Source organism: Streptomyces sp. NPDC004126 (assembly GCF_050275515.1).
GTDB lineage: Bacteria > Actinomycetota > Actinomycetes > Streptomycetales > Streptomycetaceae > Streptomyces.
The window spans coordinates 1-25,684 of sequence record NZ_JBNNPF010000070.1 but is presented as its reverse complement, the minus strand read 5'-3'; the positions used below and the strand labels follow the sequence as shown (position 1 = coordinate 25,684).

Here is a 25,684-nt window from a genome sequence, read left to right as displayed (position 1 = left end):
TCCCCACCGGCGTGCCCCATTGCGGCCCCGGCTCCTTCTTCGATTCTCTGTCACCGCCTGAGGCGCGCCGTCGCGCGCCCATGTGCGCTCTCCGGGTTCTCCGGCCGCGCCACCGAAACAGAAGGCTCCTGAAAAATGGCGACCAGTACGATCAGCTCCACCGCGCACCGAAGCGAGGGCCGGCCGTGGTAGCGGCACGGATCACCGTCAACGGGAAAGAAACCCCCATCGCGCCCGCGACGCCCCACACCACGGTGCTCGACTTCCTGCGCGAGCGCGGCCTCACCGGCACCAAGGAGGGCTGCGCCGAGGGCGAATGCGGCGCCTGCTCCGTCCTCGTGGCCCGGCCCGGCGTCGACAAGCCCACCGACTGGGTGGCGGTCAACGCCTGCCTGGTCCCGGTCGCGGCGCTCGACGGACAGGAGGTCGTCACCTCCGAAGGCCTCGCCACCCCCGGCGCGCCCGGCACCCCGCCCGCGCTGCACCCCGTCCAGGAGGAGATGGCGGTCCGCGGCGGCTCCCAATGCGGCTACTGCACACCGGGGTTCATCTGCAGCATGGCCGCCGAGTACTACCGGCCCGGCCGCTGCGCACACCCGGAACCGGCCGCCGACGCCGCCGCCGATGCCGAGCACGGCCCGAACGGCTTCGACCTGCACGCGCTCAGCGGCAACCTGTGCCGCTGTACCGGCTACCGGCCCATCCGCGACGCCGCGTACGCCGTCGGCGCCCCCGCCGAGGACGACCCGCTGGCCCTGCGCCGGGAACAGTCCCCGCCAGGCCCGGCCGCCACCGAATACGCCCTGGACGACAGCGCGTTCCTGCGTCCCGGAACCCTCGCCGAGACCCTGCGGCTGCTGCGCGACCGGCCCGACGCGGTCGTCGTCGCCGGCAGCACCGACTGGGGCGTCGAGGTCAACATCCGCGCCCGCCGGGCCGACTGCGTCGTCGCCGTCGACCGGCTCCCCGAACTCCGGGAACTGCGCGTCGAATCCGACTCCGTCGTCATCGGCGCGGCCCAGACCCTCACCGAGATCGAACGCCGCCTCGACGGCACCGTCCCCCTGCTCGCGGAACTCTTCCCGCAGTTCGCCTCCCGCCTCATCCGCAACAGCGCCACCCTCGGCGGCAACCTGGGCACCGGCTCGCCCATCGGCGACAGCCCGCCGGTGCTGCTCGCGCTGGAGGCGTCGGTGCTCCTCGCCGACGCCGACGGTGAGCGCGAAGTCCCCCTCGCCGACTACTTCACCGGCTACCGGCAGAGCGTCCGCCGGTCCGGCGAGCTGATCCGCGCGGTGCGCGTCCCGCTGCCCCTCTCACCCGTCACCGCCTTCCACAAGATCGCCAAGCGGCGCTTCGACGACATCTCCAGCGTCGCCGTCGCCTTCGCCCTCGACATCGAGGACGGCGTCGTCCGCAAGGCGCGCATCGGCCTGGGCGGCGTGGCCGCCACCCCGATCCGCGCCCTCGCCACCGAGGCCGCCCTGGAGGGCCGGCCCTGGACGGCGGAGACCGCCCGGGCCGCCGCCGGGATCCTGCGGGCCCAGGGCACCCCGATGGACGACCACCGCGCCAGCGCCGAGTACCGCTCCGCGATGCTCGGCCAGAGCCTGCTGAAGCTGTACGCACAGACCACCGAGGCGGTGTCGTCATGAGCCAACTGTCCGAACGCCCCGAGAAGCCCGCCGTCGGCCTCCCGCTGCCGCACGAGAGCGCGGCCCTGCACGTCACCGGCGCCGCGCTCTACACCGACGACCTGGTCCACCGCACCAAGGACGTCCTGCACGCCCACCCGGTCCAGGTCATGAAGGCCCGCGGCCGGATCACCGCCCTGCGCACCGGGCCCGCGCTCGCCGTCCCCGGCGTGGTCCGCGTACTCACCGGCGCCGACGTGCCCGGCGTCAACGACGCCGGCATGAAGCACGACGAACCGCTCTTCCCCGACGAGGTCCAGTTCCACGGCCACGCCGTGGCCTGGGTGCTCGGCGAGACGCTGGAAGCCGCCCGGCTCGGCGCCGCGGCCGTCGAGGTGGAACTCGACGAACAGCCCTCCGTGGTCACCCTGGAGGAGGCCATCGCCGCCGGCAGCTTCCACGGCGCCCGGCCCGAGATGCTCACCGGCGACGTCGAAGCGGGCTTCGCCGACTCCGCCCACGTCTTCACCGGCGAGTTCCGCTTCTCCGACCAGGAGCACTTCTACCTGGAGACCCACGCGGCGCTCGCCCATGTCGACGAGTCCGAGCAGGTGTTCGTCCAGAGCAGCACCCAGCACCCCTCGGAGACGCAGGAGATCGTCGCCCACGTCCTCGGCCTGCACAGCCACGAAGTCACCGTGCAGTGCCTGCGGATGGGCGGCGGCTTCGGCGGCAAGGAGATGCAGCCCCACGGCTTCGCGGCCGTCGCCGCGCTCGGCGCCAAACTGACCGGCAGGCCGGTGCGGCTGCGCCTCAACCGGACCCAGGACCTGACCATGTCGGGCAAGCGCCACGGCTTCCACGCCGAGTGGAGGATCGGCTTCGACGCCGAGGGCCGCATCCAGGCCCTGGACGCCACCCTGACCGCCGACGGCGGCTGGAGCCTGGACCTCTCCGAACCGGTCGTCGCCCGCGCGCTGTGCCACATCGACAACACCTACTGGATCCCCAACGCGCACGTCCGCGGCCGCATCGCGAAGACCAACAAGGTCTCCAACACCGCCTTCCGCGGCTTCGGCGGCCCCCAGGGCATGCTCGTGATCGAGGACATCATGGGCCGCTGCGCCCCTCTGCTCGGCCTCGACCCGAGGGAGCTGCGCGAACGGAACTTCTACCGCCCCGGCCAGTCCACCCCCTACGGGCAGCAGGTCAGGCAGCCCGAACGGATCTCCGCCGTCTGGGAGCAGGTCAAGGAGAACGGCCGCCTGGCGGAGCGCGAACGCGAGATCGCCGCCTTCAACGCCGCGCACCCGCACACCAAGCGGGCCCTCGCGCTCACCGGCGTCAAGTTCGGCATCTCCTTCAACCTCACCGCCTTCAACCAGGGCGGCGCACTGGTGCTGATCTACAAGGACGGCTCGGTCCTGATCAACCACGGCGGCACCGAGATGGGCCAGGGCCTGCACACCAAGATGATCCAGGTGGCCGCGACCTCCCTCGGCATCCCGCTGCACAAGGTGCGCCTCGCGCCGACCCGGACCGACAAGGTGCCCAACAGCTCCGCCACCGCGGCCAGCGCCGGCGCCGACCTCAACGGCGCTGCCGTGAAGAACGCCTGCGAGCAGCTGCGCGAACGGCTGCTCCAGGTCGCCGCCACCCAGCTCGGCGCGAACGCCTCGGACGTGCGCATCGCCGAGGGCGTCGCGCGCGTCGTCGGCGGCGACAAGGAGCTGGCCTGGGACGACCTGGTGCGCACCGCGTACTTCCAGCGGGTCCAGCTGTCGGCGGCCGGCTTCTACCGCACCGAGGGCCTGCACTGGGACGCGAAGTCCTTCCGAGGTTCGCCGTTCAAGTACTTCTCCCACGGCGCCGCCGCCGCCGAGGTGGAGGTGGACGGCTTCACCGGCGCCTACCGGATCCGGCGGGTCGACATCGTGCACGACGTCGGCGACAGCCTGTCCCCGATGATCGACATCGGCCAGGTCGAGGGCGGCTTCGTCCAGGGCGCGGGCTGGCTGACGCTGGAGGACATGCGCTGGGACACCGGTGACGGGCCGGCCCGGGGCAGGCTGCTGACCCAGGCGGCCAGCACCTACAAGCTGCCGAGCTTCTCGGAGATGCCCGAGGAGTTCAACGTGACCCTGCTGGAGAACGCCACCGAGGAGGGCGCGGTCTACGGCTCCAAGGCGGTCGGCGAGCCCCCGCTGATGCTGGCCTTCTCGGTACGGGAGGCGCTGCGGCAGGCCGCCGCGGCGTTCGGGCCCGCCGGTGCCGGCGTGGAACTGGCCTCGCCCGCGACGCCGGAGGCGGTGTACTGGGCGATCGAGTCCGCCCGCGGCGGCGGCGCGCGCGGCGTCAGCGGGACCCCCGCCGACGCGAGCGTCTTGAGCAATGTCTGACATGACCTGGGTGGCCGCGGTCGCGCGGTTGCGGGCCCGCCGGGAACCCGGCGCGCTCGTGACCGTCGCGGCCGTGCGCGGCCACGCACCCCGCAGGGCCGGCGCCAAACTCGTCGTGGGACGGACCGCGACCTGGGGCTCGATCGGCGGCGGCAACATCGAGGCCGTCGCCATCGACCGGGCCCGCGAGGTGATCGGCACGCCGGATCCGGAGCCCGAGCTGATGGATTTCGCCCTCAACGACAAGGTCACCGGCCCGCACGGTGTCCAGTGCTGCGGCGGGGCGGTCAGCGTCCTGCTCGAACCGCTGCCGGTGGTCCCGGCCGTGGCGGTCTTCGGAGTCGGGCACGTCGGCATGGAGCTGGCGCGGATCCTGGCCCGCCACGACCTCGACCTGCACCTGATCGACACCCGTCCCGACCGGCTCACGGACGAACGGCTCTCGGTGCTGGCGGACGCGGTGGCACAGGTCCACGTGCACCACGTCCCGCTGCTGCCGGAGGAGGTGCTCGGGGAGCTGGCGCCCGGCACGCACGTCCTGATCATGACGCACGACCACGCGGAGGACGCCGCCCTGTGCGACGCCGCCCTGCGCACCCCCGGTCTCGGCTCGATCGGGCTGATCGGCTCGGCCGCCAAGTGGGCGCGGTTCCGGAGCCGTCTGGCGACCGAGGGCGGCCACGACACGGCCGCCATCGACCGGATCAAGACCCCGATCGGCCTGACCGAGATCACCGGCAAGGAGCCGGCGGTCATCGCGGTCGGCGTCGCGGCGGACCTGCTGCGGACCTTCGAACGGGACGCGGGCTGAGTCACCCCTGCGCGAAGCGGTCCCGGAGCCAGGCGAGCAGGGCCGCGAAGGCGGGTGACATGGCGCCGTCCGACTGTTCCAGCACCGTCGGGCGGCCGCCGTCCTCCACCGTGATCGAGTAGCCCTTCGCATCCCTGGCACGGCCGGAATCCACCGGCGGGGGCGCCGCCGCGGCCGCGGCCACCAGCCGCTCCAGCTCGGCCGCGGCGCCCTCGGGCAGGGCGGCCGAGTCCAGCACGTCCGGCGGGCGGCGGAGGCCTGCCGCCGCCAGCCCGCCGTACGACTCCAGGATCACCTTCATCGTCACCTGGAACCCTTCACCTTGAGGGTGGCCACTTCCTTGGCCAGCCCCGTCACCTTGTCGCCGAGCGTGGCGATCTGCCTGGTCAGGGCCGCGAGATCGGCCTCCCGGCCCGCGCCGCCGTGTCCGTTTCCGTTGACCGCGAACGACCGCGGCTGGGCGAGGCCCGGCGGGACTCCGGTGATCTGGACCTCCACCTCGTGCCAGCCCGCCACCACGGCGGCCTGCTCGGGGCTGCCGGTGCCGAACAGCCTGCCGGCCTGCTGGAAGGTCATGTCCGCGAAGTCCTGGAACTTGTCCCGGGGGCGGGAGGCCCTGAGCGCCTCGTACCACAGCATGCCGCAGCGCTCCCACCCGAAGCCGCCGATCCCCATGGCCGTCGCGTAGAACGCCTTGTTCGGAATGCCGGAGTTGTAGTGCACTGCGCCGTTGTCCCCCCTCGGGGTGTCGGGCAGGTGGACGAACCTGCTCATCCGGTCCGGCTGCGGGTCCTTCCCGACCAGCGGGTTGTCGTACGCCGTTCCCGGGGCCTTCATGGACCGCAGGGCGTCGCCCGCGATACCGGGGGTCCACACGTCGGCGCCGATCAGCCAGTCGGCCTCCTCCACCGTCTGCTTCATCGACCACTGCTTGACCAGCGAGCCGAAGACGTCCGAGACCGACTCGTTCAGGGCCCCGGACTGGTTGTGGTACTCGAAGTTCGAGGTGTGCTCGGTCACCCCGTGCGCCAGCTCGTGGCCGACCACGTCCAGGGACCCGGTCAGATTGCTGAACTCGACCCCGTCCCCGTCCCCGAAGAGCATCTCACCGCCGTCCCAGAACGCGTTGTTGATCCGCACGCCGTAGTGGACGAACCCGTTCAGGCGCATCCCGTGGTCGTCGATCGAATTGCGCTGGTACACCTCCTTGTAGAAGTCCCGGGTCAGGCCGAGCGCGTCGAACGCCCGGTTCACGGCCTCGTCCGAGGACTCCGGTCCGTCCTCCGACCTGGCCATGACCGCGTCGGAGAGGTCTTCGCTGTGCTCGCAGTCGAAGACGGTGCGGCGGGAGTTGCCGGGCGAGGCGGCAAGGCCGGTGAGACCCCGGCGGACGGACCGCTCGCCCCGCAGGCGGGCGGTGGTCAGCAGGGTGTCCAGCGCCGCCTGGCGGACCTCGCCGTCTCCGTTCTCCATCAGCTTTTCGAGGATGTACGGCGGGATGATGCAGTTGATCGGTCGGGTCCTGCTCATGGGGCACCTCCTGGGTGAGAGGACCAACGGTTGACGGTTCATCGTTTTCGCCGCAGGATTTCGAGTATCGGTACGCAGAGAGGCCCTTGACGGTTCAACTGACCAGGAGAGGGCGTAGCGTTGGCGCCGGCCAGCCCTGATTCCCACGGCGGGGCCACGCTGATACCACCAGTCTCCTGCCGCCCGCAACGGCTGGCAAACGCTCCGGGGTCGCGGAACGCGGCTCCCCGGATCCCGTGCGCGCCATCACTGCCCGGCCCCGGCCAGGAGCAGGTCCGGCGGGCCCGGCAGGCGGCGGCCGAGCAGGCCGCGCAGCGTGGCGTACGCGGTGGTGTCGCCTGCGAGGACCCCGCCGAGCAGGGTCCCCGCGGTCCCGTCCAGGACGAGCTTCGCGTAGCGGGCCCCGTCCCGGTCGGTGCGGATGAACTCCAGCGCCCCGGCGGTGCGGGCGTGGGCGTCGCCGAAGCCGGCGACGTCCACCCCGAGCAGCTTGAGCTTGGCCGACAGGTCGGGGTCGGTGAACTCGGGGCCGGGGTCGCCCGTCAGGTCCCGGGCCACCAGCTCGGCCATGCGGTAGCCGGGCGCGACGAGTCCGTGGCAGCGGCCCCGTACGGCGGCGCAGTCGCCCACCGCCCGGATCCGCGGGTCCGCGGTCCGGCAGCGGGCGTCGACGAGGAAGCCGCCGCGCTCACCGGTGGCCAGGTCCGCTCCCGCGGCGAGCTCGTCGCGCGGCCGCACCCCGGCGGAGAAGACCACGAGGGCGGCGTCGAGGACCTCGCCGTCGGCGAGGGTGACCGAGCGCACGGCGCCGTCCGGCCCCGCGTCGACGGACCCCAGTGCGACCCCGCACCGGGGCCGCACCCCGAGCCCGCCGAGGAGCCGGCCCAGCACCTCGCCGCCGCCCTCGTCCAGTTGCACCGCCATCAGCCAGCGAGCCGCCTCCACGACCTGGACGCGCATGCCGAGCGCCGTCAGCGCGCCCGCCGCCTCCAGCCCGAGCAGCCCGCCCCCGACGACCACGGCGGGGAGCCCGGGGCGGGCGGCCGCACGGATGCCGGCCACGTCGTCGAGGGTGCGGTAGACGTGGCAGCCCGGCAGGTCGTGCCCGGGCACCGGCGGCACGAACGGGCGGGCGCCGGTGGCGAGGACGAGGGCGTCGTAGGCGGCCCGGGAACCGTCCGCGCAGTACACGGCGCCCGCCGCCCGGTCGATCCGCACGACCGGCTGCGCAAGCCGCGCCTCGACGTGCTCGTCCCCGTCGAACGAGGCCCCCTCCAGGGCGAGTTCCGCGGGATCGGCGCCCCGCGCGTACGCGGAGAGCGAGATCCGGTCGTAGGCGGGCCGGGGCTCCTCGGCGAGGACCAGGACGCGCCAGGCGCCGGCCCCGTCACGGGCCCGGACCTCGCGGACCAGCCGGTGGCCGACCATTCCGTGGCCGACCACCACGAGCACCTGCCTCATCCCGCCTCCTCCTCCCGTGCCCAGGCCTCGCAGCGGGCCCGGACCTCCTCGGCGCAGCTCCCGCAGCCGGTGCCGGCCCGGGTGGCGGCCGCGAGCGCGGCGGCCGTACGGGCCCCGGCCCGCCAGGCGGCGGCCAGGGCGTCACCGGTGACGTTGTTGCAGTGGCAGACCAGGGCCGTGCCGGGCGGCGGGCCGGCCTCGTACGCGGGCGGCTCGCCGAGCAGCAGGGCCAGCCGGTCCACGGGCACGGGCTCGCCCCGCTGGTGGAGCCGCACCACCCCGGCGGCCGCCCGGTGGAACCCGACCAGCACCGCGCCGGTCAGCCGCCCCGAGCGCAGCGACAGGCGGGCGTACCGGCCCGCCGCGGCGTCCCCGAGGACGACGGTCTCCTCGGCTCCGGCCGTCGTGCCGACCCGCAGCAGGTCCAGCTCCGGGGCCTTCAGCCGCAGCACGCCCTGCCCGCCGGAGTACCGGATCCGGCCGCCGGTGAGCAGCGCGGCCAGGGTCTCGGCCTGCTCCCAGGCCGAGCTGAACCCGCCGGCGGGCACCCGCCCGGCGGGCCCGTGCGCGCCGCCGTCCAGGGGCTCGGCGCAGTCGCCGATCGCGTACACCCGGGCGGCACTGGTGCGCAGCAGGTGGTCGACGAGGACGCCGGTGCGCACCGCCAGTCCGGCGGCGCGGGCCAGCCCGACGCGGGGGCGGGTCCCGACGCAGAGCAGCACCTCGCCGGCCTCCACCCGGCTCCCGTCGTCCAGCGCCAGCGCCGCACCCCCGTCGTCGCGGGCGGCGACCGTCCGGCCGAGCCGCAGGTCCACGGCGAGGTTCCGCAGCCGGCCCGCCACGGCCTCGCCCGCCCGCGGGTCCACGTGCCGGTCCAGCGGGTACGGGCCCCGGTGCACCAGTGCCACCGGGCGGCCGCGCCGGCGCAGGGCGAGGGCGGCCTCCACCCCGAGCACCCCGCCGCCCACGACGGCCACCGGGCCGCGCGCCCCCGCGATCCGCTCCCCGTCCGCCAGGGTCCGCAGTGCCCGCACCCCGGGCGCCGGCCGCCCGTCGGGGCCGCGCGTCCACCCCGGCCCGGGCGGCACCGGGGAGGCCCCGGTGGCCAGGACGAGCCTGTCGTACGGGTGGGCGTCCCCGTCGGCGGTGCGCACCAGGCGCCGCCGCGGGTCGAACGAGACGGCCCGCACCCCGAGCCCGAGCACCGTCCCCGGGGGCGGCTCCGGCAGCCGCAGTGCCCGCGCGGGCAGGGTGCCGTCCAGAACGGCCGTCAGCAGGGGCCGGTTGTAGGCGGGTTCGGGCTCGGCACCCAGGACGGTGACCCGGCCGTGCGCACCGTGCCGGTGCAGCCCCTCGACCAGCCGGTGCGCGGCCGGCCCGTACCCGATGACGACGATCCGCTCCGCCCGCCCGGGGCCGGGGGCGCGGCCGGTCACGGGGCCGCCTCGATCCGTACGGCGCACACCTTGAACTCGGGCATCCGGCTGCGCGGGTCGAGCGCGGCGCTGGTGAACAGGTTGGCCCGGCCGGCGCCCGGGAAGTGGAAGGGGACGAAGACGGTGTCGGTCCGCATCGAGGGGTCGTACCGCACCTCGGCCACCATGCCGCCCCGTGCGGAGACCACCCGGGCGGACTGTCCGTCCGCGAGCCCGGCGCGCGCCGCCGTGTCCGGATGGACCTGGACGAAGGGTGCCGGGGCGGCCTCCAGCAGCTCCGGGACGCGGCGGGTCTGCGCCCCGGTCTGGTAGTGGGCCAGGATCCGCCCGGTGGTGGCGTACAGCGGGAAGGCCGGGCCGGGCCGCTCGGCGGCGTCGCGGTGTTCGACGGGGGTGAAGCGGGCCCGGCCGTCGGGGTGCGCGAACCGGTCGAGGAACATCCGCGGCGTGCCGTCCCCGCCCTCGGGGCACGGCCAGTGCAGGGCCTCGCCCGCGTCGAGGCGGGCGTAGTCGATGCCGGAGTAGTCGGCGGGGGCGCCCCGCGTGGCGGCGCGCAGCTCCTCGAAGATCGCGCGCGGGCTCTCGGGGTAGCGCTCGGCGGGCTCGCCGAGCCGTACGGCGAGCCCGCGCAGGACCGCGGGATCGGTCCGGACGCCCGGCGGCGGGTCGAGCAGCCGGTGCCGGCGCAGCACCCGGCCCTCCAGGTTCGTCAGGGTGCCCTCCTCCTCGGCCCATTGGGCGACGGGGAGGACGACATCGGCGGCGAGGGCCGTCTCGGAGGGGACGAAGTCGGCGACGACGAGCAGGTCGAGGGCGGCCAGCCGCTCGGAGATCCGGCCGGCGTCGGGCGCCGAGACCAGCGGGTTGCAGCCGAACACCAGCAGGGCCTTCGGGCCGCCGGGACTCCCGATGGCGTCGAGCAGTTCGTACGCGCTGATCCCGGGTCCGGGCAGCCGCTCGGGCGGGACCCCCCACACGGCGGCGACGTGGGCCCGGGCGGCCGGGTCCCCGATCGGGCGGTAGCCGGGCAGCTGGTCGGCCTTCTGGCCGAGTTCGCGGCCGCCCTGGCCGTTGCCCTGCCCGGTGAGGGTGCCGAAGCCGCGGCCTAGGCGGCCCGGCAGGCCCAGGGCGAGGGCCAGGTTGGCGAAGGCGGCGACGGTGTCGGTGCCCTTGCTGTGCTGTTCGGCGCCGCGTCCGGTCAGTACGTAGGCGCTGCGGGCGCCGGCCAGCATCCGCACGGCCGTGCGCAGGTCGGCGGCGGCGACTCCGGTGACCGTCTCGACGCGCTCGGGCCACCAGGCCGAGGCCCGGGCCCAGGTCTCGTCGAAGCCGGTGGTGCGCCCGTCCACGTACGCCTTGTCGAGCAGGCCCCCGGTGACGGCGAGGTGGAGCAGGCCCAGGGCCAGTGCGAGGTCCGTCCCGGGTGCGGGGCGCAGGTGCAGGGCGGCGGCGGCCGCGGTGCGGGTGCGCCGCGGGTCCACGACGACCAGGTCGGCGCGGTCGAGGTGGCGCATGAGGGGCGGCATGGTCTCGGCGGGGTTGGCCCCCGCGAGCAGGATCGTTTCGGCACCGTCGAGGTCGGTGACGGGGAACGGCAGGCCCCGGTCCACCCCGAACGCGGCCGTCTGGGCGACGGCCGCCGCGGCCATGCAGAAGCGCCCGTTGTAGTCGATGCGGCTGGTGCCGAGGGCCAGCCGGGCGAACTTGCCGAGGAGGTAGGCCTTCTCGTTGGTGAGCGCGCCGCCGCCGAGGACCGCGACGGCATCCGGTCCGTGGGCGGCGCGCAGGGCGCGCAGCCGGCCGGCGACGAGGTCGAGCGCGGAGTCCCAGCCGGCCGGGGCGAGCAGGCCCGCGCCGTCGCGGACGAGGGGCGTGGTGAGGCGGTCGGCCGCGCGCAGTACGGCGGCGGCGGTCCAGCCCTTGTGGCACAGGCTGCCCCGGTTGGCGGGGAAGGCGGGGTCGGGCCGGGCGACGACTGAGCCGCGCGTCCCGGTGAGCAGGGTCCCGCACTGCAGGGCGCAGTACGGGCAGTGGGTGGGGGTGGCGGTCGCCGGTTCGGGCGAGGGGGGAGGGGGCTCGGGATCGGTCATGGGGAGGGCGCACGTCCGTCCAGGGTCGCATAACGGACAAAAACAGGACGGAATCGGCAGTTCCCTAGGCTGCCTTTTGATACGCCATAGAAAATCCCAAATCGGCGCCAACCGCCCCGGACCTCACGCGGGCTGCCACAACTCGATCCGGTTGCCCTCCGGATCGGTGACCCAGCCGAACCGGCCGACCCCGTCCATCTCCTGGGTCTCCTCCGCCACGTCCGCGCCCTTGGCGCGCAGCTGCGCGAGCATCGCGTCCAGGTCGCGGACGCGGAAGTTCAGCATGGTCTGCTGCGTGCGCGAGCCGAAGTAGTCGGTCCCCGACTCGAAGGCCGCGAACACCGTCGGCCCCGCCTGCTGGCTCCACAGGCCGTGCTCGTCGGCGTCCAGCCCCAGGCGGTCCCGGTACCACGCGCCGAGCGCCGCCGGGTCTGCGGCGCGCAGGAAGTATCCACCGATGCCGAGTACGCGTTCCATGCGGTCATCCTGCCAGTGCGCCGGCCCGCCGGGCCGCCACCGCGCACGACCGGCCCGCTCGGCCTGAAGCCTGTCTTCCACCCCGCCCCGCTGCGACCATGGCGCCCATGAAGCCCATGAAGCCCCTCCTCGCCCGCGCGGCCACCGCCGTCCTGTCGGCAGCCCTGGCGGCCGTGACCGCCCCGGTGGCCTCGGCCGCCGACTGCGCCACATGCATGGCCCCTCCCGTGGCCTCGTCCTCCGACTGGCCCGGCGGCTTCGACACCTGGCTGCCCGACTGGCCGGGCGGCAGCTCCGCGGTCGGGTCGGGCTGGGGCCAGGACTTCCCGGACGTCGTCCAGGGCGACGGCGTCCGGCTCTGAGGGATCGCGCGGTCAGCCCGCCGGGGCCGTGATGTCGGGATGCGGGAGCGTGGCCTCGCCGCCGGCGCGTACGGCCAGCAGCACGGCGTCGTGCAGGGCGCGGCTCGCCGGTTCGCTCGGACACGGGGCCGGGCTGCCCGCAAGGGTGAGCCACTCCGTCGCGCCGCTGTGCTGGACGGCGACGTGGGCGAGGCCGTCGGCCTCGGTCCAGGTGGTGTGGACGTCGAGCTCGCCGGTCAGCAGCACCGACTCGGCGGTCCGCACGCCGCCGCGTCCGGCGAAGACGCCGCGGGTGGTCCATGATGCCCAGGTCATCAGGCCTCCAGGAGCCGTCCCGTACCGCTACGGGACCTCGGTGGGTTCGGGCTGGCGTGATACCCGGCCTGGGTGGGATATATGCATGCATATCACCCCATTTTTAAGACGGGGGCTCCACCGGCCCGGCTATTCCGCCGGCCGCTCCACCACCCGGCGGGCGGCCTCGTGCTCGGCGGCCGGCGGCGACAGCTCGTCCAGCGTGTCGAGGTCGGTGTCCTGCTCCAGCTCCCGTTCCCACTCGCCGGCGAGCCGCTCCTGCTCCGCGCGCGGCAGCCCGCCCACGGCCTCCCGGTGGGCCGGGTCGAGAGCGGCCAGGAAGCGTTCCACCACGTCCGAGGACATTCGTACTCCTTGTCGCTGGGGGAGGGCCCGGTACCGGCCCGCGCCCAGCATGCGCGGCCCGGCCCGCCGCCCCGGGCAGGCGCGGCCCGCCACTGCCCCGAACGGCGCCGCCGTCCCCGCCCCCTACGGCAGGCCCACCAGGCCCCAGCCGCGACGGGCCGCCTCGCCGGTCACCTCGCCCCACTCGCCGAGCAGCGCCGTGAACTCCTCGAAGACCTGCGGACGGCAGGCCCAGCCGACGCACTCGGCGGCGAACGCCCCGCGCAGTGCCTCCAGCCGGGACCCCACCCGCCCCCACGCGGCGGCCCGCTCCGCCACCGCCCCGGGCGGGCTGACGAGCAGGACCCCCGACCGGCCGCCGGGGAGCGGCGGGAACACCCCGTCGCCGCCGCCCAGCGCCGGCTCCCGCGCCGGGTCCGCACCCCACAGCAGACCGCCGAGGAAGACGTCCAGGTCCGCGCGCACCGACGGGTCGACCAGCGGGCGCATGTCGGCCCACCCCCGGCCCGCGTCGGAGTGGAAGCCCTCGGACCCGGTGGTGCCGAAGAACCGGTACTCGGCGCACCAGTCCGGATCCGGCCCCGGAGGCCAGTGCCACCCGGCGGGCAGGTCCTCCCAGCAGGTGCCGTCCTCCTCGGGGTCCCGCGCCCACACCGCGTCCCCGAGCGCGTCGGCCTGCTCCCCGACGGGGAAGGCGCCCAGCCGTGCCCAGTCCGCCATGAACAGCGTGAGGTCCAGTCCCATGGGCCGCAGCATAGGCAGCACGGCGCCCCTGCCCCGCACGGTTTTCCGGCCGCTCAGCCCTCGCCCGCCGCCGGGGCGAGGACCACGAATTCGGCGTTCCACGGGTCGAGGCAGACCGCGAGCCGGCCGATGCCCTCCACGTCCTCCGGGCCCGTCCGCGTGCTGCCGCCGTGCCCGGTGACCGCCCCCACCGCCGCGTCGCAGTCGGCGACGGCGAACACCGGGTGCCAGTACGGGCGGCCCCGCGTGAGCGCGAGGTGCTCCCCGTCCAGGCGCATCAGGCCGCCGTGCATCCGCTCCTCCGGCAGGCCCGCCGGGGTGATGAGCGCGTACGTGCCCGCGCCGCCCGGCAGCTCCATGTCGCTGAAGCGCCAGCCGAGGACCCCGCCGTAGAACTCCCGCGCGGCCGCCGCGTCGCTCGTGAACAGCTCGGTCCAGCACAGCGAGCCCGGCTCGTCCACGAGCTCGGCGCCCCGGTCCGTGCCCGGCTCCCAGACGGCGAACTGGCCGCCCTGGGGGTCGCTGTACTGCGCCATCCGGCCCGCGTCGTCCAACGTCATCGGAGCCACCCGGACGGTGCCGCCCGCGGCCTGGACGGCCCGGGTGACGGCGTCCGCGTCGGTGACGCTGTAGTAGATCATCCACGCCGACCGCGCGCCCTGCTCGGTGAGCCTGCCGAGCCCGGCGACGGCCTTCCCGTCCCTGCGGAACACCCCGCCCTCCATGCCGCCCATGGACGCGAACGACCACCCGAACACGGCGCCGTAGAAGGCCGCGGCCGACGCGACGTCCGGGGTGCCGAGGTCGAGCCAGCAGGGGGAGCCGGGGACGTAGTCGGTGGTGATCATGGCACCGGCCTTTCACGGGTCCGCTGGCTCCTCAGCCTGGCACCGGACCCCGGCCCCCGCCCGTCGGCCGTCAGGCCCCCGCGCGGGCGGCGTACGCGCGGACGTCCGCGTCGGGGTCGGCCGTGGCGGAGGCCAGCGCGGTCCGGGCCCCGGGGTCGTCGTCCCGGTGGCGGAGCAGGGACAGTACGGCCGCCTTGCGGACGTCCGCGTTGGCGTCGTCCAGGGCCTTCGCCAGGGCCGGGACGGCCGGCCCCGGCGCGGCCGCCCGCAGGGCCGTCGCGGCCCCGGCCCGCACCTGCCACGCCGGGTCGCCCAGCGCCGCCCCGGCCAGCGCGGCGTACCCGGGCGGGCAGCCGGTGGCGGCCAGCGCCGCCAGCGCCGCGCCCCGCACCAGCGGGTCGGCGTCGTCGAGCAGCGGGTCCAGCGGACCCGGGGCCGGGTCGTGGACGGCCGCGAGGCCCCGCGCCACCGCGACCCGGACCTCGCGGGCGGGGTCCGCGGCCGCCGCCGCCAGCTCCGGCACGGCATCCACCGAGACCAGGGCCCGGACGGCGGCGATGCGCACCTCGATCACCGCGTCGGCGAGCGCGGCCGCGTACACCCCGGCGCCGCCCAGCCGCAGTGCCCGCAGCACCTCCAGCGCGGCGGCCCGCACGGCCGGATCCTCCGAGGCCAGCGCCGCCCGCAGCCCGGCGCCCAGCTCCGGCTCCGCGGGCAGCACCTCCACCAGCTCGCGCAGCGCACCCGCCGCCGCGGCCCGCACCTCCGGCGCGGGGTCCCGCAGGCACCCGGCGAGCGCGGGCCCGGCCCCGCCCGGCACGGTCTCGGCGAGCACCGCCACGGCGGCCGCCCGCACCCCGGCGTCCGCGTCGGCCAGGAACGGGCGCAGCGCCGCCAGGTCGGGCGCCTCCTCGGCCAGCGCGAGCAGCCGCAGCAGGGCGGGGCTCGGCGCGGGGCCGGCCCCCGCGGCCGGGGCCCGCCCCGCCGCGTCCCGGCCGCCGGGCCGCGCCGCCGGAGCGGCCTCCCGCGGCCCAGCCGTCGCCACCGGGACCAGCTCGACCTCGCCGAGCCACCGCTCCGGGCCCGCCACCGGGGTGAACTCCGGCACCGGCACCGTGTACGGCTCGACCGGCCGCGCCGTGAACTCCATCGCCCCGGACGCCGACTTGCGCAGGTCGAGGTGGTGCAGCCAGCCGGCGTCGTCCTGCTCCGGGTGGTCCATCCGCTCGTGGTAGAGCCCCCACCGGGACTCGGTGCGGGCCAGCGAGGCCCGGGCGGCCATCTCCGCGCAGTCCCGGATGAAGGACACCTCGGCGCACCGCATCAGCTCGTGCGCGGTGCGCGCCCCCATCCCGGCGATCTCCCCCGACATCCGGGTGAAGGCCTCCACGGCCAGGGACAGCTTCGCCCCCGACTTCGGCGGTGCCACGTAGTCGTTGACGAACCGCCGCAGCTTGTACTCCACCTGCGGCTGGGGCGGCCCGTCCGGGTTGCCGAGCGGCCGGTAGACCAGCTCGTGGGCGGCGGCGACCTGGTCCCGCGGCAGCTCGCCCTCGTACGCCCGGTACTGCGCCGCGTCCTCGCCGGCCAGGTCCCCGTAGACGAACGCGCCGATCATGTAGTTGTGCGGTACGCAGGCCAGGTCGCCGGCCGCGTACAGCCGGGGCACGGTGGTGCGGGCGTGGTCGTCGACCCGCACCCCGGAGGCGGAGTGCCCGCCGCACAGCCCGATCTCCGAGATGTGCATCTCGATGTCGTGGGTGCGGTAGTCGTGGCCCCGGCCCTCGTGGAAGGTGCCGCGGGTGGGCCGCTCGGTGCTGTGCAGGATCGACTCGACGGCGGAGACGGTCTCCTCCGGCAGATGGCTGAGCTTGAGGTACACCGGCCCCCGGTCGGAGGCGAGTTCGGCCGCGAACTCGGACATCATCTGCCCCGACCAGTAGTCCGACTCCACGAACCGCTCGCCGTGCCGGTTGACCTGGTAGCCGCCGAACGGGTTCGCCACGTACGCGCAGGCCGGCCCGTTGTAGTCCTTGATCAGCGGGTTGATCTGGAAGCACTCGATCCCGGTCAGGGCGGCCCCCGCGTGGTAGGCCATGGCGTAGCCGTCGCCCGCGTTCGTGGGGTTCTCGTACGTCCCGTACAGGTAGCCGGAGGCCGGCAGCCCGAGCCTGCCGCAGGCCCCGGTGGCGAGGACCACCGCGCCCGCCCGTACCGTGACGAAGGCCCCGGTGCGGGTGTCGAACCCGGCCGCGCCGACGGCCCGGCCGTCCTCCGGGTGGGTGAGCACCCGGACCGGCATCACCCGGTTCTCGATCCGGATCCGCTCCCGCATCTCACGGCGCCGCAGCTGCCGGTAGAGGACCTTCTTGACGTCCTTGCCCTCCGGCATCGGCAGGACGTACGAGCCGGACCGGTGGACCTGGCGGACCGCGTACTCGCCGTGCTCGTCCTTCTCGAACTTCACCCCGTACGACTCCAGGCGCCGGACCATGTCGAAGCCGCGCGTCGCGGTCTGCCGGACCGTGGACTGGTCGACGATCCCGTCGTTGGCGCGGGTGATCTCGGCGACGTAGTCGTCCGGCTCCGCCCGGCCCGGGACGACCGCGTTGTTGACGCCGTCCATGCCCATGGCGAGGGCGCCGGAGTGCCGTACGTGCGCCTTCTCCAGCAGCAGTACGTCCGCTCCGCGCCCGGCGGCGGTCAGCGCGGCCATCGTGCCGGCGGTGCCGCCGCCGATGACGAGGACGTCGCAGGACAGCTCGGTCGCGTCGGCGGGGGAGGGGATGGCCAGGGTGTCCACGGGGGTGCCTTTCAGAGGAATTCGAGGATGCTGCGCCGCAGTTCGGCCGTGCCGGGTGCGTGCTGCGCGTCGCGCCGGCGCGGGTGCGGCACGTCGAGGACCCGGCCGGAGCCGAGCAGCGCCACCCGGTCGCCGAGGTGCAGCGCCTCGTCCACGTCGTGGGTGACGAAGACGACGGTCGCGCCGGTGCCCGCGAGGATGTCCACCAGCAGGTCCTGCATCTCGGCACGGGTGCGGGCGTCCAGCGCGCCGAAGGGCTCGTCCATCAGGACCGCCCGCGGCCGGCCGGCCAGCGCGCGGGCCAGCTGGACGCGCTGGCGCTGCCCGCCGGACAGCTGGTGCGGCAGCTTGTGGGCGTGCTCGGCCAGCCCCACCCGCTCCAGCCAGTCGGCCGCCGACCGGCGCCGCTCGGCGCGGGGCACCCGCCGGATGGCCAGGGGCAGTTCCACGTTGGCGCGGACGCTGCGCCAGGGCAGCAGGGCGTCGTGCTGGAAGACGAGCGCCCGGTCGGAGGCGGGCCGGGTCACGGTCTCGCCGCCCTGGGTGACCCGCCCGCCCTGTGCGGGCAGCAGCCCGGCGAGGGTGCGCAGCAGGGTGGACTTCCCGCAGCCGGAGGGCCCGACCACGGTCAGCAGCTCGCCCGGGGCGATCCGCAGGGTGACGGTGCCCGGCAGGACGGCGCCGCCGGGATGCCCCAGCCGTACGTCCTCCAGGGCGAGTTCGGTGCCGGCCGGGGCGGGCGGGGCGACGGGCGGGGCGGTGGTGCTCATGCGACCGGCTCCTTCCGGGGAACGGCGGTACGGGGCGCCGCCGCGCGGCCGCCGGTGCGGGCGGCCGGGCGGGGCAGCCAGGCGGTGGCGCGGCGGCCGAGCAGCTCCACCGCGGTGGAGGTGAGCCAGCCGAGGGCGCCGATGGTGGCCATGCCGACGAACACTCCGGGGTAGTCGACGACCGTGTAGTCCTGCCAGGTCCGGTAGCCCACCCCGTACTCGCCGGAGATCATCTCCGCGGAGATCACACAGATCCACGAGACGCCGATGCCCACCGACAGGCCGCCGAAGATGCCGGGCAGGGCGCCGGGCAGCACCACCGAGAACAACACCCGCGCCCGTCCGCCGCCCATGGTCAGCACGGCCTCCTCCCAGACGGGGGTGAGGGCGCGGACCGCGTGCCGGGTCGAAACGGTCACGGGGAAGAAGGCGGCGGCGAAGGTGATGAACACGATGCCCTGCTCGTTGGTCGGCAGCAGCAGGATGGCGACCGGCACCAGGGCGATGGCCGGCACCGGACGCACCACCTCCACCAGCGGGCCCAGCAGGTCGGCCGCCCACCGGGAGCGGGCCACCGCCGTGCCGACCGCCACCCCCAGCACGGCGGCCAGTACGAAGCCCGCCGCGATCCGGCGCAGGCTGTGGCCCAGGTCCTGCCAGTACGGTCCGGTGCCGACCCGGTCGGCGAAGGCGGAGGCCACCTCGCCGACCGTCGGGAACTGCTCGAAGCGCAGCCACAGGTTCACGTCCAGCGAGGTCAGCAGCTGCCACAGTCCGAGGGCCGCGGCCAGCGAGGCGGCCCGCAGCAGCCAGCGGCCCGCGCTCATGAGGCCAGGCCCACGGCGTCCTGGTAGCCGATGACGCGGGCGCCCGGGTGCTGCCCGACGTACGCCTTCGCGCCGGCCGCGGTGAGGAAGGCGCGAGGCTCGGTGCCGTCCGCGACCCACACGGCCTTGTCGGCGAACCACAGGGTGCCGGTCACCGCGTCCGGTACGTACGCGGCCCGTACGTCGGCTCCCTTGGCGGCCTTCAGCAGCTCCTTGGGGCTGTCGAAGGAGGCGGTGGTGGCCTGCCCCTTCACCCACAGCTCGGACTTCGCGGCGCCCGCCTTCGGGTACCCCGGCCCCTGGACGGCCCGCTTCAGCGGCGCCGGATCGACGAAGGCGTCGACGTCGACGTCGCCCACCAGCCCGGCGCCCTTCAGCACCGGCACGTCCTCCTTCAGCGCCGCGATCAGCTCGGGGCGCAGCTCCGGGTCGAAGGTGGCGATGCCGTTCGCGCCGTTGTAGAGGTAGACCACCTCGGCGGGCAGCCCGGTCTCCTTGGCCACCGCCTCGGCGGCCGCCACCGGCCGCTCCCGCAGGTAGTCGGTGGCGCGGCGCTGCGCCTTGAGGAAGTCGTCGATCACGCCCGGCCGTTCACCGGCGAACTTCTGCCGGACGGTGACCCCGTGGAAGGTCGGCAGGTTCAGCTCCGCGCCGTCGTACAGGGCTTTGGCCCGGCCCTCGAAGGCCAGCTGGCCGGGCCAGGCCACGAACTGGGAGAGGGCGTCCGCGCTGCCGGCCTGGAGGGCCGAAGCGCCCACGCTGGGCTGCTGGTTGAGCTTCTGGATGCCCTTGTCGGGGTCGATCCCGGCGCGCTGGAGGGCCCGGACGAGGGTCCCGTCGGCGGCCGAGCCCACGCTCGTGGACACCTTCTTGCCGCGCAGGTCGGCCAGCGACTCCAGCTTCGAGTCCGGGGCGGTCACCACGGTGTTGAGGCCGCCGCGCAGGTTGTAGCCGGTGACGGAGACCAGTGAGGTCGGCTGCTTCAGCTCCTTGCCCCGGGCGGCGTTGAGGAGCAGCGGGAAGTCGCCCATCGAACCGATGTCGATCTTGCCGGCGGTCATCTGCGCGGTGATGGGGGCGCCCGTCGCGTAGTCCTGCCAGTCGACCTTGTACGCCACCCCCTCCTTCTTCCCGCGCGCCGCGAGCTCCTCCTCGAAGTAGCCGAGGGAGCGCAGCAGGGTGCCGGCGGTGACCGTGTTGATGGTCTTGGACTGGTAGCCGACGGTCACGGTGACCGTCTTCGACGGGCTGCCGCCCGCCGTGCCGCCGCCGTCACCGCCACCGCAGGCGGCGGCCAGGGGGAGGAGCAGGGCGAGCGGGACGGCGGTGCGGACGGATCTGCGGCTCATCGGGGCGGGGCCTTTCATCGGAGCAGGTAGGGCATGTTGACGGTGACCGCGCCGGTGGGACAGCGCGCCGCGCACGGGCCGCAGTACCAGCACTCGTCGACGTGCATGTACGCCTTGCCGTTGTCCTCGCGGATCGCGAGCGAGTCGAGCGGACACATGTCGACGCAGAGCGTGCAGCCGTCGATGCACTTGGACTCGTCGATGGTCACGGGCACGTCGGCGCGCTGGGGGACGAGGGGCATGGCTTCTCCAAGGACCCGCGCAGGCGGGGAACGGGGGAGGGGGAAGGGAAGGGAAGGGAAGGGGACGTGCTCAGAGGGAGCGGCGCAGCACGCCGCTCATGGTGATGCGGTCGCCGCGGAAGCGGATGAACTCCAGGTCCACCGGCCGCCCGTCGGGCAGGCACGTCAGCCGCTCCAGCATCAGCACGGCGGCCCCGCGCGGAGCCTGGAGCACGGCGGCGGAGTGCGCGTCGGCGTTGACGGCCTCCAGCGTGATCTCCGCGTGCCCCAGCGGACCCCCGGTCAGCGCCTCCAGGAGGCGGAACACGTCCGTGTTCTCCAGGTCGCAGCCGAGCAGTTCACCGCCCACGTCCATGGGCAGGTAGGACAGGTCCAGGGACAGCGGCAGTCCGTTCAGCCGGCGCAGCCGCTCGATACAGAGCACGTCGGTGTGCTCGGGCAGGCCCAGCCGGTGGGCGACCGGGCCGGGGGCGGTCACGGGCCCGACGGTCCGGACCTCGTTGGTGACCCGGCCGTGCTCGTGCAGGGTCTCGGCCAGGCCCTGGAGGCGGTCCAGTCCGTGCGGGTACTTCTCGCACACCACCACCGTGCCCACCCCGGGCTGCCGGGCGACCAGCTGCTCACCGCGCAGCAGGTCCAGGGCCTGCCGGACCGTGTTGCGGCTGGCCCGGTAGTCGGCGGCGATGACGTCCTCCAGGGGCAGCACCCCGCCGGGGAAGCCGCCCGCCAGGATCTGGTGGCGCAGCAGGTCGGCGAGCTGCCGCGCCTGGTCCGCACGCAGCCGTCGGCGGCGCGCGGCGGCGACCGGGCGGGCGGCGGGGGCGGGTTCGGCTGGCATGGCAAGGAACGTACCGGGAGAGCCCACCAGGTGGTGTTGCCGCAGTATTGCGCCACCTGACGCCGCATGTGTACGGCTCTGACCTGCTGTTTCTTCGGAGAGGTGGCAAGATCCGCCACTACCGCGCCCACCATGTGGAACGCACCGCGGCCACGATGCGAACAGCGGCCCGCCGCCCCTTCCGGCAGCCGCGCCGGGCGGCGGGCGGCCGGAGACGGGAGGCGGCTCACCCGCCGGCCGGCACCCGCTCCGAACCGGAATCCGTGAACTCGCGCGTGCGCTGCGCGCGTTCCGCGAGCAGCCGGCGGAAGCCCGGCGTCGCGTACCGGTCGGCGGTGGCCGACGCGGGGCCGGGCAGGCCCGCGATCCGTGCCATCAGCTCCCGGGGCTGCGGCTGCCAGCCGACGACCAGGACCCGCAGGCCCCGGTCCTCGGCGCGCCGGTGCAGGTCCAGGAGGTGCAGCAGACCGCCCGCGGTCATGATCGGGACCCCGTGCAGATCGACCATGAGGACCCGCTCGCCGGGGTGGACGTGCTCCAGCGCCTGCCGCAGGATCTGGCCCGACTCCTCGTCGAGTTCTCCGCCGGCGCTGACCAGGACGGTGGTGCCGCGGTACTCGACGTCGGTGGTGATCAATACGTTCCCCTTTCCATCACCCGCGCGGACGACGGGCCCGCGGGGCCCCATCCTGGCGTGGCGCCGGGCGGAGCGGGTAAGAGGCTCGCTGACGTCGGGGCAGCGTTTTGTCAGGTTTCGCTCAGGACGGGCCGGGCGGCGGCGCGGCCCCTGAACCGGCCGGCGCCGACGGGCGGCCGGACGGCCGCCGGGGTCGTGGTGCCCCGGCCGGTTCCGGGGCCGGGACACTGACGTGCAGGCGCCGGCCGGCTTGCCCGTCCGGGCACGGGACGGGACTTCCCGCCGTCGTGTGCCAGGGGGAACCGCCGCCCGGCGGACGGTCACGTCCGCGAGGCCGCCGGACCGGCCGGTGCGGACCGCCGGCTCCTCCGTCGGCACGCCCGCTCCCGGCCCGGTCAGAACCGGTCGCGGTGGGCGGCCAGCCAGGTGGCGAAGTCCTGCAGGGCCGGGTTGATGCGGCGGACGGCGTCCAGGTCCCGGGCGCCGGTGAAGGAGGCCTCGCAGTCCGCGTAGAACTGGAACATGTTGCCGGCCTCGTCGGCGCCGGGGAAGCCGAGCGCCCGGAACGCGTCCGGGGTCAGGGGCCGGTAGCGGACCGGCCTGCCCAGGGACGCGGTCATGGCCGCGGCCATGTCCGCGAGCCGCAGGTGCTCCCCGGCGATGCTGATGGTGGCGGCGACGTAGTCCGCGCCGCCCTTGAAGAGGGCGTGCGCGGTCTTGCCGATGTCGTCGACGGCGATGCCGGAGAGCCGCTTCTCACCCATCGGGAAGACCAGCTCCAGGCTGCCGTCCTCCGCCTTCTGCGGCGCGAAGGCGCCCAGCAGGTTCTCCCAGTAGAACGTGGTCCGCAGGAAGGTGACGGGCACGCCCGCGTCGAGGAAGTACTGGTCCGCCTCCGCCTTGCCGTCGAAGTGCGGCACCTTGTACTGCCCCTGGAGCGTCGGCATCCGGTCGTCGTCGACCGGAATGCAGTGGCGGGTGTCCTCCAGCGTGGACCAGATCGCGTGCTGCACGCCCGCGTGGCCGGCCGCCCGGGCGAGGGCCGCCGCCTGCCGCTTCTCGTGCGCGGCGTCCATGTCCTCCCAGAAGTTGGTCACCAGGTACGCCCCGTACGCCCCTTCGAGCGCGGGCCCCAGGCTCGCCTCGTCGTCCAGGTCGGCCGCCACCACCTCCGCCCCGAGCCGCTCCAGCTCCCGCGCCCGGTCCGAGCCCGGGTCGCGCGTCACGGCGCGCACCGCGAAGTCGCCGCCCCGGTCCTCCAGGACGGACCGGGCCAGGGAGCCCCCCTGCTGCCCGGTCGCGCCGAACACCGTGATCGTCCGCTTCCCGGTCATCCGCTTCCCGGTCATCGCCGGTCACCCACTCCCGCACGCGTGCCGCGCCCCCGCGGGGACGTCCGTGCTGCGAAACCTACGGGTGGCGGGCCGGAGCGGCCGGCGCCACACGCCGGGCCCGCCCGTATGGCCGCGCCCCGACGTCCGGGGTCAGCCGGTGAACGAGCCGTGCCGGCCCGCCCCGGACGCGAAGCGCGCCGCGCCGGCGCCGGTCTCGCCCGCCTCCAGCGGGACCATGCCGTGCCGCAGCTCGGCCGCCAGCGCCTCGGACTCGGGCAGCCCGTGCTGCTCCCGTACGGACAGCCGGTCGTGGCGCAGGCACAGCTGGGGGAACCCGGCGATCTCCCGGGCCAGTTCCTCCGCCGCCTCCCGGGCCCGCCCATGCGGTACGAGGCGGTTGGCGAGCCCCATCGCGCAGGCCTCGGCGGCGGGCACCGGACGGCCCGTCAGGATCAGGTCCATCGCCCGGCTCTCGCCGATCAGCCGCGGCAGCCGGACCGTGCCCCCGTCGATCAGCGGCACCCCCCACCGGCGGCAGAACACCCCGAAGACCGCGTCCTCCTCGGCCACGCGCAGGTCGCACCACAGGGCGAGTTCCAGCCCGCCGGCCACCGCGTGCCCGGCGACGGCCGCGATGACCGGCTTGGTCAGCCGCAGCCGCGTCGGCCCCATCGGGCCGTCGCCGTCGGGCTCGACCCGGTTCCCGCGCCCCGTGCCGACGGCCTTGAGGTCGGCGCCCGCGCAGAACGTCCCGCCCTCGCCCCACAGCACCGCGACGGAGGCACCCTCGTCGGCCTCGAACGCCCGGAACGCGTCGGCCAGCAGGGCGGCCGTCGGCCCGTCCACGGCGTTGCGGGCGGCGGGCCGCGACAGCACCACGGTGGTCACGGGGCCGTCGCGCTCGACACGGACGGCGGGGGCGGCGGGGTCGGCAGGGGGATTCGTCATGGCGGCATTCTCACGCGGCCGGAGGCCGGACGGCCAGAGCCGATGAAGCCAATGGTGCTACTGTCATTGGCACCATGCTGCTGAGACTGAACACCTCGGACGGCCGGCCGCTGCACGAGCAGGTCGCCGGCGCGATCCGGCGCGCCGTCGCCGACGGCGAGTGCGGCCCGGGGGACCGCCTCCCCTCCGCACGGGACCTCTCCCTGGCCCTGGGGGTCAACACCAACACGGTCCTGCGCGGCCTGCGGGCCCTGCGCGACGAGGGCGTGCTGGAGTTCCGTCGGGGACGGGGCGTGACCGTGGCCGCCGGGGCGGACCGGCGGTCGGCGCTGCTCGACCGGGTACGCGAACTCGTCGCCGACGCGGCGCACTCGGGGTACAGCAGGACCGATCTCATAGAAATGATCAGGGGGTTGCCGTGAACGGCGTGGAGGGTGTGAACGGAAGGGGCCGGTGGTGGACCGGCGCGATCTGGGTGGCGGGGCCGTCCGCCGCGCTCGTCGCACTGTCCTGGGCGGCGAGCGGCCGGCTGCCGGACCGGCTCGCGACCCACTGGAGCGGGGGTTCCGGCGCGCCCGACGGCTCGATGCCGCTGTGGGCCGCCGCCCTGTTCCCGGCGCTCGTCTGGGCGGCCCTCGCGCTGCTGACCGTCACCCTCGTACGGTCGCGCGGGGGTGCGGCGGTGTACGTCGCCCTGCCGGCCGGAGCCGTCTTCCTCGTCGGCGCGCAGGCCTGGATCGTCCGGGCGAACCTGGACCGGACGGACTGGCACCAGGCGCGGCCGGTGAACCTCGGGGTCGCCGTGACGGTCGCGCTGGCGGCCGTCGCGGGACTGGTCGGCCGGCTGGCTTTCCGGAGCCGCCGCTCCACCCCGGCGCCCCGACCGGCGGGAACCGCGCCGAGCATGGAGATACCGTCCGGCGAGACCCTCGTATGGCTCTCCCGCACGGCGAACCCCTGGCTCCTGGCCCTCGCGGCCCTGACCGGCGCCGGCGCGCTCGCCGCCGCACTGGCCGCCGTGGCGGGCCTGGTCGCACCGCCCTGGGCGCTCATCGCACCCCTGGCGGTCGCGTCCGTCACCGTCCTGGCCTGCTCCTCCGTACGGGCGCGCGTCAGCGGGCGCGGCCTCGAAGTGGCCTTCGGCCCCCTGGGCCTGCCGGTCCGCCGCTGGCGCGCCGAGGACATCGAGTCGGCCCGAGCCGAGCACCGGACCCCCGCGCAGGTGGGCGGCTGGGGGTACCGGCTCAGCGGCAAGGGGACGACGGTGATGCTCCGGGCGGGCGAATGCCTGGTCATCCACCCCCGCCGGGGCGCCGACTTCGCCGTCAGCGTCGGCGACGCCGAACGCGGCGCCGCCCTGCTGAACTCCCTGATCGCACGCGCGGCCCGCTAGTCTTCCGAGTCAGGAATTCTGTTCAGATAGCTGGCGAGGCGTTCGAGGATCTCGTCCGCGGTTCTGGTCCAGACGTAGGGCTTCGGATCGC

General features: G+C 75.1%; 25 protein-coding genes. 6 read left to right on the top strand and 19 right to left on the bottom strand.

The annotated features are described in order from the left end of the window. The first annotated feature begins 185 nt into the window (after positions 1-185). From ACQKM2_RS36910 to xdhC, 3 genes are read left to right on the top strand one after another with little or no spacing between them, the layout of a single operon-like run. A complete protein-coding gene (locus ACQKM2_RS36910; RefSeq protein ID WP_427717587.1) occupies positions 186-1,655 on the top strand; it encodes a xanthine dehydrogenase small subunit in 1,470 nt (489 codons plus the stop codon). Continuing rightward, positions 1,652-4,033, top strand: a complete 2,382-nt coding sequence (xdhB, locus tag ACQKM2_RS36905) for a xanthine dehydrogenase molybdopterin binding subunit (RefSeq protein ID WP_427717585.1) — start codon at positions 1,652-1,654, stop codon at positions 4,031-4,033. Before ACQKM2_RS36910 ends, xdhB begins: the two co-directional genes overlap by 4 nt. A 1-nt stretch (position 4,034) precedes the next feature. Further along, positions 4,035-4,844, top strand: coding sequence for a xanthine dehydrogenase accessory protein XdhC (gene xdhC, locus ACQKM2_RS36900; RefSeq protein WP_427717614.1), 810 nt, complete (start codon positions 4,035-4,037; stop codon positions 4,842-4,844). A gap of 1 nt (position 4,845) precedes the next feature. Here xdhC and ACQKM2_RS36895 read toward each other — a convergent pair whose 3' ends face one another. From ACQKM2_RS36895 to ACQKM2_RS36870, 6 genes are all read right to left on the bottom strand, one after another. After that, positions 4,846-5,145, bottom strand: coding sequence for a protealysin inhibitor emfourin (locus ACQKM2_RS36895; protein ID WP_427717611.1), 300 nt, complete (start codon positions 5,143-5,145; stop codon positions 4,846-4,848). 2 nt (positions 5,146-5,147) lie between these two features. Beyond that, positions 5,148-6,374 (bottom strand): M4 family metallopeptidase, encoded by a 1,227-nt coding sequence (locus tag ACQKM2_RS36890; protein WP_427717583.1) that lies wholly within the window; start codon positions 6,372-6,374, stop codon positions 5,148-5,150. Positions 6,375-6,620: 246 nt separating this feature from the next. Then, positions 6,621-7,835 carry an FAD-dependent oxidoreductase gene (locus ACQKM2_RS36885; RefSeq protein WP_427717581.1) on the bottom strand — a complete coding sequence of 405 codons (1,215 nt, stop codon included), beginning with the start codon at positions 7,833-7,835 and terminating at the stop codon, positions 6,621-6,623. Continuing rightward, positions 7,832-9,271: an NAD(P)/FAD-dependent oxidoreductase gene (locus tag ACQKM2_RS36880; protein ID WP_427717578.1), complete on the bottom strand. Its 1,440-nt coding sequence runs from the start codon at positions 9,269-9,271 to the stop codon at positions 7,832-7,834. The genes ACQKM2_RS36885 and ACQKM2_RS36880 overlap by 4 nt, the downstream gene beginning before the upstream one ends. Further along, the gene (locus tag ACQKM2_RS36875) at positions 9,268-11,361 is read right to left on the bottom strand and encodes a molybdopterin oxidoreductase family protein (RefSeq protein WP_427717576.1); all 2,094 of its coding nucleotides are present in this window, start codon (positions 11,359-11,361) and stop codon (positions 9,268-9,270) included. The genes ACQKM2_RS36880 and ACQKM2_RS36875 overlap by 4 nt, the downstream gene beginning before the upstream one ends. A 123-nt stretch (positions 11,362-11,484) precedes the next feature. Continuing rightward, complete coding sequence (locus tag ACQKM2_RS36870) at positions 11,485-11,838, bottom strand: VOC family protein (RefSeq protein ID WP_427717575.1); 354 nt, start codon at positions 11,836-11,838, stop codon at positions 11,485-11,487. Between the two features lie 107 nt (positions 11,839-11,945). Between ACQKM2_RS36870 and ACQKM2_RS36865 the strand changes: the two genes are divergently transcribed. Then, positions 11,946-12,200 (top strand): hypothetical protein, encoded by a 255-nt coding sequence (locus tag ACQKM2_RS36865; RefSeq protein ID WP_427717573.1) that lies wholly within the window; start codon positions 11,946-11,948, stop codon positions 12,198-12,200. 12 nt (positions 12,201-12,212) lie between these two features. Here ACQKM2_RS36865 and ACQKM2_RS36860 read toward each other — a convergent pair whose 3' ends face one another. The 13 genes from ACQKM2_RS36860 to ACQKM2_RS36800 form a co-directional block, all read right to left on the bottom strand. After that, positions 12,213-12,515 (bottom strand): hypothetical protein, encoded by a 303-nt coding sequence (locus ACQKM2_RS36860; RefSeq protein WP_427717571.1) that lies wholly within the window; start codon positions 12,513-12,515, stop codon positions 12,213-12,215. Between the two features lie 129 nt (positions 12,516-12,644). Continuing rightward, positions 12,645-12,860, bottom strand: a complete 216-nt coding sequence (locus ACQKM2_RS36855) for a hypothetical protein (RefSeq protein WP_427717570.1) — start codon at positions 12,858-12,860, stop codon at positions 12,645-12,647. A 123-nt stretch (positions 12,861-12,983) separates the two neighbouring features. After that, on the bottom strand, positions 12,984-13,604 hold the full coding sequence (locus ACQKM2_RS36850) for a hypothetical protein (protein ID WP_427717568.1): 621 nt from the start codon (positions 13,602-13,604) through the stop codon (positions 12,984-12,986). Between the two features lie 53 nt (positions 13,605-13,657). Continuing rightward, positions 13,658-14,452, bottom strand: coding sequence for a VOC family protein (locus ACQKM2_RS36845; RefSeq protein ID WP_427717566.1), 795 nt, complete (start codon positions 14,450-14,452; stop codon positions 13,658-13,660). A gap of 70 nt (positions 14,453-14,522) precedes the next feature. After that, positions 14,523-17,246: a fumarate reductase/succinate dehydrogenase flavoprotein subunit gene (locus ACQKM2_RS36840; RefSeq protein ID WP_427717609.1), complete on the bottom strand. Its 2,724-nt coding sequence runs from the start codon at positions 17,244-17,246 to the stop codon at positions 14,523-14,525. 20 nt (positions 17,247-17,266) lie between these two features. After that, positions 17,267-18,025 carry an ABC transporter ATP-binding protein gene (locus tag ACQKM2_RS36835; RefSeq protein ID WP_427717563.1) on the bottom strand — a complete coding sequence of 253 codons (759 nt, stop codon included), beginning with the start codon at positions 18,023-18,025 and terminating at the stop codon, positions 17,267-17,269. Next, positions 18,022-18,852, bottom strand: a complete 831-nt coding sequence (locus ACQKM2_RS36830; RefSeq protein ID WP_427717561.1) for an ABC transporter permease — start codon at positions 18,850-18,852, stop codon at positions 18,022-18,024. Before ACQKM2_RS36830 ends, ACQKM2_RS36835 begins: the two co-directional genes overlap by 4 nt. Then, on the bottom strand, positions 18,849-20,201 hold the full coding sequence (locus ACQKM2_RS36825; RefSeq protein ID WP_427717559.1) for an ABC transporter substrate-binding protein: 1,353 nt from the start codon (positions 20,199-20,201) through the stop codon (positions 18,849-18,851). The genes ACQKM2_RS36830 and ACQKM2_RS36825 overlap by 4 nt, the downstream gene beginning before the upstream one ends. 14 nt (positions 20,202-20,215) lie before the next feature. Continuing rightward, positions 20,216-20,443, bottom strand: a complete 228-nt coding sequence (locus tag ACQKM2_RS36820; RefSeq protein WP_125741086.1) for a 4Fe-4S dicluster domain-containing protein — start codon at positions 20,441-20,443, stop codon at positions 20,216-20,218. Between the two features lie 70 nt (positions 20,444-20,513). After that, positions 20,514-21,281 (bottom strand): GntR family transcriptional regulator, encoded by a 768-nt coding sequence (locus ACQKM2_RS36815; protein ID WP_042800396.1) that lies wholly within the window; start codon positions 21,279-21,281, stop codon positions 20,514-20,516. Positions 21,282-21,507: 226 nt separating this feature from the next. Further along, complete coding sequence (locus ACQKM2_RS36810) at positions 21,508-21,918, bottom strand: STAS domain-containing protein (protein ID WP_427717557.1); 411 nt, start codon at positions 21,916-21,918, stop codon at positions 21,508-21,510. 395 nt (positions 21,919-22,313) lie between these two features. Beyond that, positions 22,314-23,267, bottom strand: coding sequence for an NmrA/HSCARG family protein (locus ACQKM2_RS36805; protein ID WP_427717555.1), 954 nt, complete (start codon positions 23,265-23,267; stop codon positions 22,314-22,316). Positions 23,268-23,402: 135 nt separating this feature from the next. Continuing rightward, a complete protein-coding gene (locus tag ACQKM2_RS36800) occupies positions 23,403-24,200 on the bottom strand; it encodes a crotonase/enoyl-CoA hydratase family protein (protein WP_427717553.1) in 798 nt (265 codons plus the stop codon). Between the two features lie 74 nt (positions 24,201-24,274). On the opposite strand from ACQKM2_RS36800, the gene ACQKM2_RS36795 reads away from it, so the two are divergent. Both ACQKM2_RS36795 and ACQKM2_RS36790 read left to right on the top strand, forming a co-directional pair. Beyond that, positions 24,275-24,622 carry a GntR family transcriptional regulator gene (locus ACQKM2_RS36795; RefSeq protein WP_427717550.1) on the top strand — a complete coding sequence of 116 codons (348 nt, stop codon included), beginning with the start codon at positions 24,275-24,277 and terminating at the stop codon, positions 24,620-24,622. After that, positions 24,619-25,593 carry a DUF1648 domain-containing protein gene (locus ACQKM2_RS36790; RefSeq protein ID WP_427717548.1) on the top strand — a complete coding sequence of 325 codons (975 nt, stop codon included), beginning with the start codon at positions 24,619-24,621 and terminating at the stop codon, positions 25,591-25,593. The genes ACQKM2_RS36795 and ACQKM2_RS36790 overlap by 4 nt, the downstream gene beginning before the upstream one ends. Positions 25,594-25,684 lie beyond the last annotated feature (91 nt).

Coding starts and splice junctions, on each gene's coding strand:
- xdhB (WP_427717585.1), top strand. CDS start 1,652: ATGAGCCAACTGTCCGAACGCCCCGAGAAGCCCGCCGTCGGCCTCCCG.
- xdhC (WP_427717614.1), top strand. CDS start 4,035: ATGACCTGGGTGGCCGCGGTCGCGCGGTTGCGGGCCCGCCGGGAACCC.
- ACQKM2_RS36895 (WP_427717611.1), bottom strand. CDS start 5,145: ATGAAGGTGATCCTGGAGTCGTACGGCGGGCTGGCGGCGGCAGGCCTC.
- ACQKM2_RS36890 (WP_427717583.1), bottom strand. CDS start 6,374: ATGAGCAGGACCCGACCGATCAACTGCATCATCCCGCCGTACATCCTC.
- ACQKM2_RS36885 (WP_427717581.1), bottom strand. CDS start 7,835: ATGAGGCAGGTGCTCGTGGTGGTCGGCCACGGAATGGTCGGCCACCGG.
- ACQKM2_RS36875 (WP_427717576.1), bottom strand. CDS start 11,361: ATGACCGATCCCGAGCCCCCTCCCCCCTCGCCCGAACCGGCGACCGCC.
- ACQKM2_RS36870 (WP_427717575.1), bottom strand. CDS start 11,838: ATGGAACGCGTACTCGGCATCGGTGGATACTTCCTGCGCGCCGCAGAC.
- ACQKM2_RS36865 (WP_427717573.1), top strand. CDS start 11,946: ATGAAGCCCATGAAGCCCCTCCTCGCCCGCGCGGCCACCGCCGTCCTG.
- ACQKM2_RS36860 (WP_427717571.1), bottom strand. CDS start 12,515: ATGACCTGGGCATCATGGACCACCCGCGGCGTCTTCGCCGGACGCGGC.
- ACQKM2_RS36855 (WP_427717570.1), bottom strand. CDS start 12,860: ATGTCCTCGGACGTGGTGGAACGCTTCCTGGCCGCTCTCGACCCGGCC.
- ACQKM2_RS36850 (WP_427717568.1), bottom strand. CDS start 13,604: ATGGGACTGGACCTCACGCTGTTCATGGCGGACTGGGCACGGCTGGGC.
- ACQKM2_RS36845 (WP_427717566.1), bottom strand. CDS start 14,452: ATGATCACCACCGACTACGTCCCCGGCTCCCCCTGCTGGCTCGACCTC.
- ACQKM2_RS36835 (WP_427717563.1), bottom strand. CDS start 18,025: ATGAGCACCACCGCCCCGCCCGTCGCCCCGCCCGCCCCGGCCGGCACC.
- ACQKM2_RS36830 (WP_427717561.1), bottom strand. CDS start 18,852: ATGAGCGCGGGCCGCTGGCTGCTGCGGGCCGCCTCGCTGGCCGCGGCC.
- ACQKM2_RS36825 (WP_427717559.1), bottom strand. CDS start 20,201: ATGAGCCGCAGATCCGTCCGCACCGCCGTCCCGCTCGCCCTGCTCCTC.
- ACQKM2_RS36820 (WP_125741086.1), bottom strand. CDS start 20,443: ATGCCCCTCGTCCCCCAGCGCGCCGACGTGCCCGTGACCATCGACGAG.
- ACQKM2_RS36815 (WP_042800396.1), bottom strand. CDS start 21,281: ATGCCAGCCGAACCCGCCCCCGCCGCCCGCCCGGTCGCCGCCGCGCGC.
- ACQKM2_RS36805 (WP_427717555.1), bottom strand. CDS start 23,267: ATGACCGGGAAGCGGATGACCGGGAAGCGGACGATCACGGTGTTCGGC.
- ACQKM2_RS36800 (WP_427717553.1), bottom strand. CDS start 24,200: ATGACGAATCCCCCTGCCGACCCCGCCGCCCCCGCCGTCCGTGTCGAG.
- ACQKM2_RS36795 (WP_427717550.1), top strand. CDS start 24,275: ATGCTGCTGAGACTGAACACCTCGGACGGCCGGCCGCTGCACGAGCAG.